Annotated in this window: 13 protein-coding genes and 1 tRNA gene; 5 read left to right on the top strand and 9 right to left on the bottom strand. The window is 54.2% G+C overall.

Annotated features, from left to right (window positions below):
* Nucleotides 1-412 precede the first annotated feature (412 nt).
* Together ACIPY9_RS16565 and ACIPY9_RS16570 are read right to left on the bottom strand one after the other, a co-directional pair.
* Nucleotides 413-598: a PA3371 family protein gene (locus tag ACIPY9_RS16565; protein WP_400703410.1), complete on the bottom strand. Its 186-nt coding sequence runs from the start codon at nucleotides 596-598 to the stop codon at nucleotides 413-415.
* A gap of 39 nt (nucleotides 599-637) precedes the next feature.
* Nucleotides 638-877 carry a hypothetical protein gene (locus ACIPY9_RS16570; RefSeq protein WP_400703413.1) on the bottom strand — a complete coding sequence of 80 codons (240 nt, stop codon included), beginning with the start codon at nucleotides 875-877 and terminating at the stop codon, nucleotides 638-640.
* A 302-nt stretch (nucleotides 878-1179) separates the two neighbouring features.
* On the opposite strand from ACIPY9_RS16570, the gene ACIPY9_RS16575 reads away from it, so the two are divergent.
* Nucleotides 1180-1256: transfer RNA gene (locus ACIPY9_RS16575), tRNA-Arg, on the top strand.
* A 106-nt stretch (nucleotides 1257-1362) separates the two neighbouring features.
* On the opposite strand, the gene ACIPY9_RS16580 is transcribed toward ACIPY9_RS16575, so the two are convergent.
* The 4 genes from ACIPY9_RS16580 to ACIPY9_RS16595 all read right to left on the bottom strand — a co-directional run bounded on the left by ACIPY9_RS16580 (nucleotide 1363) and on the right by ACIPY9_RS16595 (nucleotide 5423).
* Entirely contained in the window at nucleotides 1363-1872 is a 510-nt protein-coding gene (locus ACIPY9_RS16580; RefSeq protein ID WP_400703416.1) for a flavin reductase family protein, read from the bottom strand.
* Between the two features lie 256 nt (nucleotides 1873-2128).
* Nucleotides 2129-3157, bottom strand: coding sequence for a methionine synthase (locus ACIPY9_RS16585; RefSeq protein WP_400703419.1), 1029 nt, complete (start codon nucleotides 3155-3157; stop codon nucleotides 2129-2131).
* A gap of 25 nt (nucleotides 3158-3182) precedes the next feature.
* Nucleotides 3183-4166, bottom strand: a complete 984-nt coding sequence (locus tag ACIPY9_RS16590; RefSeq protein ID WP_400703422.1) for a DUF1852 domain-containing protein — start codon at nucleotides 4164-4166, stop codon at nucleotides 3183-3185.
* A gap of 297 nt (nucleotides 4167-4463) precedes the next feature.
* Nucleotides 4464-5423 carry a LysR family transcriptional regulator gene (locus tag ACIPY9_RS16595; protein ID WP_400703425.1) on the bottom strand — a complete coding sequence of 320 codons (960 nt, stop codon included), beginning with the start codon at nucleotides 5421-5423 and terminating at the stop codon, nucleotides 4464-4466.
* 116 nt (nucleotides 5424-5539) lie between these two features.
* On the opposite strand from ACIPY9_RS16595, the gene ACIPY9_RS16600 reads away from it, so the two are divergent.
* A complete protein-coding gene (locus ACIPY9_RS16600) occupies nucleotides 5540-5803 on the top strand; it encodes a DUF2798 domain-containing protein (protein ID WP_400703428.1) in 264 nt (87 codons plus the stop codon).
* Nucleotides 5804-5995: 192 nt separating this feature from the next.
* A complete protein-coding gene (locus tag ACIPY9_RS16605; RefSeq protein WP_400703431.1) occupies nucleotides 5996-6526 on the top strand; it encodes a glyoxalase superfamily protein in 531 nt (176 codons plus the stop codon).
* An 81-nt stretch (nucleotides 6527-6607) separates the two neighbouring features.
* Here ACIPY9_RS16605 and ACIPY9_RS16610 read toward each other — a convergent pair whose 3' ends face one another.
* Nucleotides 6608-7285: a type 1 glutamine amidotransferase domain-containing protein gene (locus ACIPY9_RS16610; RefSeq protein ID WP_400703434.1), complete on the bottom strand. Its 678-nt coding sequence runs from the start codon at nucleotides 7283-7285 to the stop codon at nucleotides 6608-6610.
* Nucleotides 7286-7373: 88 nt separating this feature from the next.
* A complete protein-coding gene (locus ACIPY9_RS16615) occupies nucleotides 7374-8792 on the bottom strand; it encodes a coniferyl aldehyde dehydrogenase (protein WP_400703437.1) in 1419 nt (472 codons plus the stop codon).
* A gap of 226 nt (nucleotides 8793-9018) precedes the next feature.
* On the opposite strand from ACIPY9_RS16615, the gene ACIPY9_RS16620 reads away from it, so the two are divergent.
* On the top strand, nucleotides 9019-9927 hold the full coding sequence (locus tag ACIPY9_RS16620) for a LysR family transcriptional regulator (RefSeq protein ID WP_400703440.1): 909 nt from the start codon (nucleotides 9019-9021) through the stop codon (nucleotides 9925-9927).
* A gap of 66 nt (nucleotides 9928-9993) precedes the next feature.
* On the opposite strand, the gene ACIPY9_RS16625 is transcribed toward ACIPY9_RS16620, so the two are convergent.
* Nucleotides 9994-11625 carry a methyl-accepting chemotaxis protein gene (locus tag ACIPY9_RS16625; RefSeq protein ID WP_400703443.1) on the bottom strand — a complete coding sequence of 544 codons (1632 nt, stop codon included), beginning with the start codon at nucleotides 11623-11625 and terminating at the stop codon, nucleotides 9994-9996.
* Between the two features lie 227 nt (nucleotides 11626-11852).
* Here ACIPY9_RS16625 and ACIPY9_RS16630 point away from each other — a divergent pair, with 227 nt between their 5' ends.
* Nucleotides 11853-12974 carry a J domain-containing protein gene (locus ACIPY9_RS16630; RefSeq protein ID WP_400703446.1) on the top strand — a complete coding sequence of 374 codons (1122 nt, stop codon included), beginning with the start codon at nucleotides 11853-11855 and terminating at the stop codon, nucleotides 12972-12974.
* Nucleotides 12975-13051 lie beyond the last annotated feature (77 nt).

The following is a 13051-nucleotide window of genomic DNA, read 5'->3' on the forward strand; positions in this document are numbered from 1 at the left end:
CGGTTTCGCAAGTGGCCGCAAGATTGTCAACTTAGGACAGTCGTTTTGGCCAAATGTTCCACCGAGTTATCCAAGGGGGCACAGCATCATGCCCCATTACGTCGAATCCTTGGCGTCAATTCTGTGACAAATATTGACTCAGATAAAGGCGTTTAGCCAGCACCAATTATCAGAATTGCGAGCGGATTTGCAAAGCTTGCCAATTCCGGCTCATCCGGGTGACGCGACGAACGCCTGACTACTTTTTGCCATGATGGCTATCTGTCTTCAGCGTAGATGCTTATTCACGTCATTACGAAAGATGCCGACAGGCGTGCAGGCAAGGGACGAAAGGAGGGTATTTGAGAGGCCGATGACCCAGTCAGCACTGGCTGAAGCCTTGCCGACCAGTACAACCATCAGCGGGTTTCAGTCAGCGAAGAACCGGATCGAACTTGATGCGACGACCAACGACCATGGCTGCCACGAAGAAACTGGCAAACAGACCGGCCAGAATCCTGGATGCGTAATTCAATGCATACGCCTGTTCGGGGAGGAGGAGATCAACGGCAACAGCCATCAGTGCCAGGATCATGAATGACAATGCGGGTTTTGACATGGCTACTCTCTCGTGAAGGGTGGGCGATGTGTGACGATCTCAGAAGACCCAGCGCTCTTCGGCACGAGTGGCATGCGGGACTTCCTTGACCTCGTGACTCAGCATAGCTGCATTGGCGCTTCTGTCAGTCATGACCGCCAACTGTGGGGCTTGACGGACCAGTTCGGAAGACGGGTGGCGAGGACCGATCTGATTGTCGTGGATGCGGGTATCCTGAAAATGAAAGGCCACCAGCGCTACCAGGGCTGCTGCATTCAACACTGAGAGAGTCATGTTCATTTTCCGGTACCTTTGAGTGGGGGGCGTCACAGGTACTGATAATGCAGCCTGCATGCCAAAAGGAATTCAATAAAAAATCCTTTAAAAACAATGAGTTATATGTTGTTTGTTGGCTGTTCTCATTGCGTTTTGCAATGATGGCTTTTTGGTGTGATGCAAAATGCACGATGCCTTCATCAAGGCGCTCTGCGCCGGGATGCGGACTACGATTACCAAGGGCAATCACGACATGACAAAGTCCTTCCATGTCGTTAACATGCACGCCGTCCTCGCTGGCGCCGTTCGGTGTGCTGGCAATCAGTGTCTCAGTAGCTCAATTGGATAGAGCATCCCCCTCCTAAGGGGAAGGTTGGCAGTTCGAACCTGCCCTGGGACACCATATTTTTCAAAGCCACCAGCTGCTTGACGCTTTCATGCTGTGATTCATGAGGGGCGTTGAGGCATTTTATTGAATGTCTGCATGCGAGAATCGTGGAGACAAACGCTCAAACCGCTCTATGCGCGGCGATGTTGCAATATTGGCCTTTGAAATACAGCAATGGTTGGGTAGCAGCAGCTTCTTGCAGGTTTAACGCTTTCACTTCACCAATCACGATCAGGTGATCTCCCGCAGCGTGTTCGGCGTGAATTTCACAATCAAGCCAGTGCAGGCTGCCAGCAATGATCGGATTACCCAGTGGTGATTCCTGCCATTCGATCCCTTGCCACTTGTCCGTGCCTCGCTGGGCGAACTGGTTGGAAACCGTGACCTGCTCATCCGAGAGGATATTGACCACGAATCGACCTGCCTGGCGAATTTTGGGATAGCTGGCCGAGCTGGACATTACGCTGAATGACACCAGCGGCGGGCTCATCGATACGCTATAGAACGACTGGCAAGTAAAGCCAATCGGCTCGCCGTCAATGTATGAGGTAATCACCGTGATACCGGATGCATAGTGTCCGAGCGCTTCGCGAAAGCGCAATGGCTCGATAGCAGTACTGGGAAGTGACATGGTAGGTCCTGAATAGGGGGGGCGCTCGAAAGTGCCAAGGAGGTCTGAAGCCGGTGATATTTGAATCTACCGCTCCAATCCCCTCGCACATTTCTTCCGTCTTTAGGTTTTGTACGTAAAGTGGCTGCGCTCGGTCAGGCGGCGTTAAAAACCGGCTCGGAATGCTCATTGACAACCCGTTAACTCCGCTTCCTCGCCGTTTTTTGCCTTGCCTGACCTTCGCTCGCCGACTTTTCGTACAGAACCTAGGCTGGTACTAGTTCGAGAGTTCCCTTCGGACGATTTCTGCACCTGCACTTAAAGCGCTCAGCTTGCCTCTGGCGACGCGACGAGATAACGGGGCCATGCCACAGTTGGTACAAGGATAGAGCTTGTCGGCATCTACAAACTGAAGCGCTTTTCGCAGGGTATTGGCGACTTCCTCGGGTGTTTCAATGGTAGTGGAGGCCACGTCAATGGCCCCTACCATCACTTTTTTACCACGGATCAGCTCAATTAAATCCATGGGGACATGAGAGTTGTGACACTCCAGTGAAATCATGTCGATGCTGGACTTTTGCAGCTTGGGGAACGCTTCTTCATATTGACGCCACTCTGACCCCAGCGTCTTTTTCCAATCAGTATTGGCCTTGATGCCGTAGCCATAGCAAATATGTACGGCTGTTTCACATTTAAGACCTTCAATGGCTCTTTCTAAGGTCGCCACGCCCCAGTCATTCACGTCATCAAAGAAAACGTTAAAGGCAGGCTCATCGAACTGGATAATGTCAACGCCCGCGGCTTCCAGTTCCCTGGCTTCTTGATTGAGAATCCTGGCGAACTCCCAGGCCAGTTTTTCGCGACTTTTATAATGGCTGTCATACAGCGTATCGATCATGGTCATCGGACCTGGCAACGCCCATTTTATGGGTTGCCTGGTTTGCTGACGTAGAAACTTGGCATCTTCAACAAAAACGGGCCTGGAACGAGTCACAGCACCCACAACCGTCGGGACGCTTGCATCATAGCGATCACGAATTCTGACGGTTTCACGTTTCTCGAAATCAACGCCGCTGAGGTGTTCAATAAACGTAGTGACAAAGTGTTGGCGTGTTTGTTCTCCGTCACTGACGATATCAATACCGGCGTGTTGTTGCTCTTGCAATGACAAGCGCAATGCATCCTGTTTGCCCTCAATTAACGCCTCATCCTGCAGTTTCCAGGGGGACCACAGTGTCTCGGGCTGGGCAAGCCAGGAGGGCTTGGGCAAGCTGCCGGCCGTTGAAGTAGGTAACAGTTTTTTCATGATGGATGCCTTGTATTTTTAACAGTCAAAGAGCGTGATGGGCGGACCATTTATCAAGAACGGCCTGGTAGGGTTTGATAAAGTGCTCTTCAACAAACTTTCCCTGTTCAACCGCCAGCCGGCTACGTTCTTCACGATCGTAAACAATTCGGGTCAGCGAATAATCCTGATGTTTCAAGCTTGGCTGATAGGATTTGCCCGCAGCAGAATTCGCATTGTAAATCTCGGGTCGGTAAATTTTTTGAAAGGTGTCCATCGTGCTGATGGTGCTGATAAGCTCAAGGTTGGTGTAATCACCAAGCAAGTCGCCGGCAAAATAAAAGGCCAGAGGCGCGGCGCTGTTGGGAGGCATGAAGTAGCGAACACTCAAACCCATTTTCTTGAAGTATTCATCCGTTAAAGAGTGTTCGTCTTGCCGGTATTCAACGCCCAATACAGGGTGCCGGTTTTCAGTGCGTTGGTAGGTCTTGCTGCTCGAGACGCTCAGGCAGATGACCGGAGGCTTGTTAAAATTTTCCTTGTAGGTATCTGAGTTCACGAAGTGCTTGAACAGCTTTCCGTGCAGGTCTCCAAAATTATCTGGCGTGATAAAGTCTGACTGGTTTTTGTTGTGCTCCAGCAGGAGCACACTAAAGTCGTAATCTCGAACGTAAGAAGAGAAATTATTCCCTACAATGCCTTCGGTGCGTTCGTTGGTTTTTCGGTCGACAATATGTGTTTTCAATATTTCAATCAGGGGAATAGCCGTGCCACGGCTGTCCGTGCCCATATTCATTTCAACGGAAATGATTTCAAGTTCGACAGTGTAGCGATCACCTTTGGGGTTGTCCCAATGCGCCAAGGCATTGAAACGATTGTCAATCATGCTTAAGGTGTTGCGCAAATTCTCTTGGCGGTTCGTTCCTCTCGCCAGATTAGCGAAGTTGGTCGTGGTCCGCGTGTGTTCGGAGGGGTAATAGTTTTCATCGAAGCAAATGCTCTTGATGGTAAAAACAAACTCGCTGTTCATTGTAGTCGGTACCCTGATTGACGACATAAAGCCTGAGCCTGTTTCTGCCTTTCAGCACTTCCCAGTTTTTCTCCCTGGTCTTTTACTCAAGTCTTTATGATGTTTTTAATGAAAGCGTATTTTGTGCCGGGTCAGGGATTGAAAGAAAACGAATTGATTTCATTAAACGCGTTAGCCGAATTCATGATGTGGCCCGCAGATATTCACTGAGCCGTTGAGGTGCTCGTGGAGGTCATTTCATTTAAAAGGTGGTTAACAAAATTCATTTAAATCAGTCAGTTGTAACCATATGGCGGCCTATGCTCCGACATTGGAAACTGTCTGCAGGGCGCCACTTCTGGTTGGTGAAGGGCTTTGGATTGCCGCCTCAAGAAACTCGATAAACGCACGCACCTTGGCATTCAGTGCCGACCGTTCGGCTACGCAGGCATAGATCTCCATGGGTTCTGATTCGGCGGAGGCGGGGCTGCGGTTGTCGGGGCCGAACAGTGGCAGCAGTCGGCCGCTGTCGATGAAGGGCTGTGCGATGAAGCTGGCGAGGCGGGCAACCCCACCGCCGTTCACGGCAATCTGCGCGAGCATGTCGATGTCGTCGCAGATAAAGCCCGGATTGACCTTGGCCTCGATGCGCTTGCCGTCGACGATGAAGTTCCAGGGCAAAAAGCGTCCGTCGGTTGGATAGCGAAAGACCAGGCAGGCATGCTGCTTGAGGTCTTCAATCGTGGTGGGTACGCCAGCACGCTCGAGGTAGTCCGGCGAAGCGCAGAATACAAACGGACGTGAAGCGATGCGCCGGGCAATCAGCCCATCGTGCAATTGGGCTTCAATCCGGATGCTGACATCAATCCCCTCAAGACGATGATCGACACGCCGGTCTGTGCTGATCAACTCGACGTCAATCCGTGGGTATGCGGTTTTGAAGGCGGGCATCAGTGGCGCTAGAACGTGGCGGCCAAAGGCCGCTGTGGTAGCGACGCACAAGGGGCCTTGAGGGTCGGTTGCGATACAGGCGGCTTGTGAGGCGAGATCGATGTCACGGGGGATATGGCGAACCTTCTCGTAATAGCGCGTGCCGCTTTCGGTGAGTGCCATCCGGCGAGTCGTGCGTGAAAGCAGGCGCACACCCAGGTGCCCTTCGAGTCGGGTGATGCTCTGGCTGACAGCCGCCGCGCTCATCCCCAGCGCACGGGCAGCCGCTGCAATGCTGCCGGTTTCCACTACGCGAATGTAGCTATTGATCAGGCCCAGAATGTCCATCGATGTATGTCATTCCATTCGTTGATTTTGCTTAGCAATGATTCAAGCGGAGTGCGTCTACTGCTGCGTATAACCGCTTGTTAGGCTCTTTCACCACTCAAGGTGAGGGTTAATCGATGAGTGTCAGAACGAACAGAAACACGGTATTCATCCGCTTTCCAAAACGTGCAGCGCCTTATGTGTTTGCATTTTATATGTCGACCATCATGGCGTTTCTCATGTGTCTGGTGATCACTGCCGCTGAATTCGGTATGGATGAACATTACATGGAAAATGTGATGAATGCGTATCGTGTGGCCATGCCTTCGGCATTCTTCTGTGTAATGGTGGTGCGTCCGATCGTTGCACGGCTTGTGGCGTGGACGGTTCATGGGCATTGAGTAAAACGCGCTCGGAGTCACTTCCTCTGGAGGGAAAGTCTGGTTATCCTCGGCGCTGGCCGATGCTGCCCGCCGCTCGCTCCCTTAAGGGAAGGTGAAAGCATTTCTGTATTTTCCAGACCCTGTCGTGTCTCTCTAACGGTCGAGTTTTGGCAATGCGAGCACCAGAATGCCTCGACTACAGGAGGAGCGATGTTTTCAATCGAACAAGTCAAGCAGATGGCCAAGAGGCTGCGTGCCTCGCTGGCGGCACAGCACCAGGAGTTTTCTCACTCCGCCGCACTTGAACTGGTTGCGCAACAACTGGGTTACAAGGACTGGAACACGGCATCGGCGATGCTGGTACAAGACAGTCCGCCACCTGCGATTGCTTTCGACAAGCCCATTCCGATATTGCGAATGTTCGACGAAACCAAGGCCCGTGAGTTCTATCTGGATTTCCTGGGGTTCAGTGTCGAATTCGAGCATCGATTCGAGGTCGGCATGCCCCTTTATCTGGGCATCAGTCGGAGCGGATTGCAGCTTCATCTTTCCGAGCATCATGGTGATGCAAGCCCCGGTTCGACGATTTTCATCCCCATGCAGCAGATCGAATTGCTTCGGGACGAGTTGATCGCGAAACGTTACGGATATGGGCGGCCTGAGATCGTTCAGCAGGACTGGGGAAAGGTGCTGGAAGTGCATGACCCGTTCGGCAACCGGATACGGTTCTGCCAGAGCTGATACGGTTTCGGTCCTGAACGACTGAACAAAAAAGGGAAACCATGCCGTCTCTGCATGGTTTCCCTCTTTCTTTGCAAGCCCTTATGCCAATTGTTTCAGCAGGGCCTTGGCGACTACTTCAGAGCTGGCCGGGTTCTGGCCTGTTACCAGTTTGCCGTCTTCGACCAGGTAGGGCTGCCAGTCAGGACCTTTTTCATACAGGCCACCCAGTGCGATGAACTCGTCTTCGATGAGGAACGGGACCACGTCGGTCAGTTCTACTGCCTCTTCCTCTCCATTGGTAAAGCCGGTCACACGACGGCCTTTGATCAGCGGCTCACCATTGGCGGCTTTGACGTGACGCAAGACACCCGGTGCGTGGCAGACGAAACCGATAGGTTTGTTGGCGCGCTCGAAAGCTTCGATCAGTGCGATGGATTGTTTCGATTCCGCCAGATCCCAGAGTGGGCCGTGGCCGCCAGGATAGAAAACAGTGTCGAAATCCTGCTCGTTGATCGTGTCCAGCTTCACGGTGGTTGCCAGGACTTGTTGCGCCGCAGGGTCGGCCTTGAAGCGATGAGTCAGTTCGGTCTGGAAGTCAGGCAGGTCGCTTTTCGGGTCCAAAGGTGGCTGGCCGCCGGCAGGTGAGGCGACGACAATCTCGGCCCCTGCATCCTTGAAGGTGTAATAGGGCGCGGCGAACTCTTCGAGCCAGAAGCCGGTTTTCTTGCCAGTGTTGCCCAGTTGGTCGTGAGAAGTCAGTACCATCAATACTTTCATTTCTGTTTCCTTGTGGTGTCGGTAAGGCAGGTGGTGACCTTTAAGTCAGGTCACTTTCCTGCACATGATCTTCATTTCAGTCTGTGGATCAGCCTTTCAGAAAGGCTTCGAGCGGTGCCGATTTGTCGCCGTAAGGGGCGCGTAACCGCAGGTTCGAAGCGCCATCTTCACTCTGGATAACAACGGGTTTTGCATGGGTAAAGCGTCTGAAACCGTGGACGCCATGATAGGCGCCGATACCGGATGCTCCTACGCCACCAAACGGCAGGGTATCGATGGATACATGGCTCATTACGTCGTTGACCACCAGCGCGCCTGACGTGGTTTGGAGTGCAAAAGACTGCTGGCGTTCGCGATCGTTGCCGAAGTAATAAGCGGCGAGCGGGCGTGGGTTGGCATTGATATAAGCCACCGGTTCGGCCCTGTCGGTGTAGGTTTTTATCGGCAGCAGCGGGCCGAAAATCTCTTCCTGCATGATCTGCATGTCATCGGTGACTTCCAGAACCAGATGAGGCGCGACCTTGCGTGTTTTGGCATCGAAGCCCGGCTCGCCCTGAGGGGCCAGACTCACGACGGTCGCACCTTTGTTCCGGGCATCGTCGAGCAGGCTCACGAGCCGGTCGAAATGGCGCTGGGTGATGATGGACGTGTATTCCTGATTGCTCTGAATGCTCGGGAAGCTGCTGGCGATGAACGCTTTGCCGGCGGTTGTCAGCGCATCGACCTTCGACTTCGGAATCATCATGTAATCGGGTGCCAGGCAGATCTGTCCGGCATTGAACGTCTTGATCGTCAAGGTGCGCTCGATGGCTGTCTGGATGTCGAAGTCTTCTTCCACGACGACCGGGGATTTGCCACCCAGTTCAAGTGTCACGGGAACAAGATTTTCAGCGGCAGCGCGCATGACATGACGCCCGACAGTGGTGCTGCCGGTAAACACCAGATGGTCGAAGGGCAGTCCGCTGAATGCGGCGCCTACTCCGGCATCCCCCAGTACTACCGCCAGCTCCAGCGGATCGAAGTAGCCGGCGATCAGCTCGGCAAGCAGTTCGGAAGTGCGGGGTGTCAGCTCGGAAGGCTTGAGCATGGCGGTATTACCGGCTGCAAATACGCCGGCGAGTGGACCGAATGCCAGGTTGATCGGGAAGTTCCAGGGGCTGATGACACCCACGACGCCCAGCGGTTGCTGCTGGATCCAGGCTTGCATGCCAGGGGCCGGAGCCTCGACCTGCTCGGGTTTCATCCACTCGGCCACATATTCGGCCGAGTGTTGAAGCATTTTGACCGTCATGACCGTATCGGCCATCAGGGATTGATAAAGGCTGCGATTGCCGAAGTCGGCGTTGATGGCCTTGCCGATGACTTCATGATTCTCACTGAGCAGCCGGGCGCCCCGAATCAGTCGATCCTGGCGCAGTTTTGCGTCGGCAGGACCGGCTGCTGTATGGGCGCGTTTCATGTTCAGTAGAAGGGCTTTCAAATCTTTGGTTTCTGGCTGAAAAGGCATGACCTTTGCTCCTGAGTTATATGACGTTTGCTGGATAACCGTGAAACGAGAAAAATCGAAGAGGAAAAACGTCTGTTTTCCGGTATAAGATTTTCTTCAGTTCGTAGCCGGTTTTTCGTCGTTCATGAGCGCTTTTCTCAAGCGATGTGGCTATGTTATGGGCTGAAAGGCCGGGTGTATAACAACGGCTTTTTTGTGCATATATAAAATATTTTATGGATCGCGTATGTCTCTTGTTCGTTTGAGAACCTTTATCGAGGTTTACCGACAGCGTTCGATCAGTGGCGCGGCACGTACCTTGAGCCTGACGCAACCTGCGGTGTCGCAACACATTTCGGGGCTTGAAGCGGCCATAGGACGGAGCCTGTTCGATCGCCAGTCGCGTGGCGTGGAGCCAACGTCTGCGGCCGATGAGCTGGCTGCCGATATCGGTGACAAACTGGATGCTGCAGAGGCTGCGCTGTCGTCGGCCAGGGCGCGTTCGGTCGAGTTGGCAGGAGCGCTCCAGATCATCGGTCATGCCGACTTTCTGGCTGAAGTGGTGGCCAGGCAGTTGCTTCCCTTGCTTGAGGTCGGCATCCGGATACGGATGCAGGGTGGCAATCAGGACTCGATCACCCACATGCTGATTGAAGGGCACTGCGATCTTGGTATTTCGGCGGCGCCTCCCAACAACAAGCGTCTGCGCAGTGAGCTGCTGTTCGTCGATGAAGTGCTGGCCGTGGCGGCGCCGGCGGTGGTACGGCGCCTGACGGATGCACCTGACTTTTCTGACGCATTGCTCGAAGAGCCGGTTCTTGCCTATAACCTTGAGTTACCGCTTATTGATAGTTGGCTGAGCCTGAACAAGATAGAGGCACCCAATCTGATGCCCGCGATGGTAGGGCAGGATTTACGAACCTTATGCAGTCTGCTGAAGGAAGGGTTTGGCTGGAGCGCGTTGCCAGCGTATTTATGCCGTCCTTATATTGCACGCGGCGAATTGCAGGAAATCCCGGCTCCGGTGGGGCCGGCCAGCCGTGAATACTATCTATTGTGGATTCCCAGTGCCTTGCGTCAGCCGCGTGTGGCCCATGCCCGGCAAAGCTTGTTGTGGAGGCTGCGTGCTGATCGGCAGAAAGGCGGGGAGACGTGAGGCGATATGGTGAGGGTTCCAGGCAGAGGCAACCTTGTTGGAGCCCCTGCCTGGCTTGTTGGCAATTTACACTTTGAACTGCATGACCAGTTGATTGAGGCCTACCGCCAGCTGCGACAGCTCTCCGCTTGCGGCCGAGGTCTGGTTTGCGCCAGTGGCATTCTGAGTCGAAAGGTCCCGGATGCTGGTCAGGTTGCGGTCAACTTCACGAGCGACTTCTGCCTGTTGCTCGGTGGCTGAAGCGATGCTGGTGTTGCGTTCGTTGATCTGCACGATCGCAGCGGTGATTTCTGCCAGGGCATGACCGGCTGCCTGGGCGACGTCCAGACTGGCGCGGGCACGTTCGCTGCTGTGACCCATTGCACTGACAGCCTTGCTGGCACCGCCTTGAATGGAGGCGATCATCTTCTCGATTTCAGCAGTCGACTGCTGGGTGCGATGCGCCAGAGCCCGGACTTCATCGGCCACCACCGCAAATCCACGGCCGGCTTCGCCTGCGCGGGCAGCCTCGATGGCGGCGTTGAGTGCCAACAGGTTGGTCTGATCAGCGATGCCGCGAATGACATCCAGAACACCGCTGATACTTTGTACCTCTACAGCCAGGCCATCGATCTCGATAGCCGTAGCGCCGACGGCTTCATGCAGTTCGTTGATGACGCTGACTGTTTCTTCCACGCGCTGGCGTCCATTTTCCGCCGACTTGCTGGAGTCCTGAGCGGCACTGGAGGCCATGGCGGCATTGCGTGCGACCTCCTCGACTGCGGCGCTCATCTGATTGATGGCGGTTGCGGCCTGGTTGATTTCATCGTTCTGACGCTGAACGCCGCGTAGCGAGTCCTCGGTCACGGCTGTCATTTCTTCCGAAGTGGACGCCAGTTGATTGGAAGAGTTACCCAGTTCGCCCAGGGTGTGTCGCAGGTTCTGTTGCATGACCGCAAGTGCTGCCAGCAGGCGTCCCGGCTCATCCTGGCCGTCTGCCTGGATAGGCTTGCTGAGGTCATTGGCTGCAATCTGTTCGGCAACTGTCAGCGCCTTGGCAATGGGGGATGTCAGGCTGCGAGTGAATAGGGCCGCCAACCCCAGAGTGGCAACGAGGGCCACGATAATGGAGAGGATTGTGACGTTACGGGCCTGGGCGTAGGAGTTGTCGGCACTGACGTCGCTCTCTGCCACCTTGAGATCAGCCAGGCGGGAGACCTCGGCAATGTCTTTGCTCAACAGATCGGCTGCCTGAGTCATCTCGCCGGTTGGCTGGGTCAGGGCGGTGATCACGTCTTCACGTTTCTGTTTGACTGCTTCCAGATAACGGGCATGCACGGCCAGATAGCTTTCCAGATGATGAGCCATCGTGGCATAAGCTTTTTGACCCGCATCCGTGACTAGCAAAGATTGTAGTTTGCGCACGTCCGCCTCAAGACTGCTGCGAGCCTTAGTTACACGTTGATGCGCCGCGTTAGTTGCCTCTTCGTTCTGAGCTAGACGCAACCCACTATTCCCTAGTCGAATGGTCAGCAAATCGCTTTTGATCTGTTCAATGGCCTGAACAGTCGGTAATACATTGTCTTGAAGCGTCTCCCGCGCCTCTTTCAGCGTGGATGACTGCAGCAGGGAAAAAAGTCCCAGGGCAGTGACTAGTAGGGCGAAAAAGCCGAAACAGAGTAGCGAGCGTGGTGCAATGTTGAGATTTCTCAGTTTCATGTGAGGGCCCGTCTAGATGGAGTAACAATGAAGTAAGCAACTAAACACTATCGACATGAAGCGTTTCAGCTTTAGGTGCGAAGTGCATTTTATGGACTAAAAGTGATCAATAACATCAATCGTCGGAGGTTATGATGAAATCTGCACGGTCCTGCGCCGCGGCAAGGTCTGAAGGCGACAGGCTGAAGGGGGTATATTGACGATTTCAGGGGCTGTGAAGGGCAATGATGAGTAATTGCTGGGCGATTCTGGCGCTACCTGCCGATGCCGACGAACGAAGTATCAAGCGCCAGTATGCGCGGCTGCTGAAGACCAATCGCCCCGATGACGATGCCGAGGGGTTTCAGCGTTTGCATGAGGCCTATCAAGAGGCATTGAGCATCGCTCGTTATCGGAATGAGGAGAGTGAGCCGGGCGAACTGGTCGTTGAGTCGTGCGAGCAGGTGATATCCACTCCTCTGGCCGTGTCATTGGTTGAACACACGACTGCTGACAATCTGCATGAGCAGCACCTTTTGGCTCAGGCCGCAGGCTGTGCGGAGGTGTTTGAGCAAAAACTGATGCAACGCTGCCTGGCTGACGCTGAAAACGAAGTCGGCCTGCTTGAGGTTGCTGTTGAGCAATTGCACTGGTTGACCCCGTGGCAACAGATACGTCTGAGCGCCGAGACAGAGTCATGGCTGACTCAATCCTTGCTCGATTCCCGTCGGGCCGCGCTGGAAGCTCAATTGCAATCCGGTGATGAGTCCGGTTTTATCGAGGCGCTGCAAGCCTTGCGTCAACAGCCCTGGCTGGCTTCGCTGGAGCGTGATGAACATTTGCAGCGCTGGGTCATGATTATGCTGCATAACAATACGGGCTGGAGTTCAGCGCTGTTCGAGCAGGTATCGGCCTTGTTTGGCTGGGATGTAAAGAAAGACCTGCATCCAGAGCCGGCCTTTATATGGCAGAGCCTGCTCGATCGGTGTGAAAAAGACGACTTTGTCCGGCATCTGAATCGCCTTCTTGGTTGCAAGCCGTTCAGTGTCGAAGGGCGTGCCGCTCATTTATTGCTCGCTCCTTACTCCCTTGCCGAGCGCAGACGATTGGCCAGAAGCGTCGATGAGGATGTGCGAGCCCTGTGCGAGCGGCTGGTCGAGCAACTGACTCTGCGCTATCCCGGCGCTCTCGAAGCATTTCCGCATGCGGACCTGGAAGGCTGGAGGCGGCCGCATGAGCCTTTTTCCAATGAGGCTCGGCGCTGGTTAGGGTTGTCCGCGTTGCTCATTGCCATGGTGTTTGGGCTTTCACTGCACTTTCAGGAAAGTCAGGATCCGGCTTTTTTGCTGATCCTGTCCCGTCCTGAATAAGGTTTACACCTCCCATCCCGAATTTCCGGAGAGTCAGATGGAGCAAGGTGTAAAGCGCACACAGCGTGATTACTCAC

The sequence above is a fragment of the Pseudomonas sp. NPDC089734 genome, from assembly GCF_044748865.1.
Taxonomy (GTDB): Bacteria; Pseudomonadota; Gammaproteobacteria; order Pseudomonadales; family Pseudomonadaceae; genus Aquipseudomonas.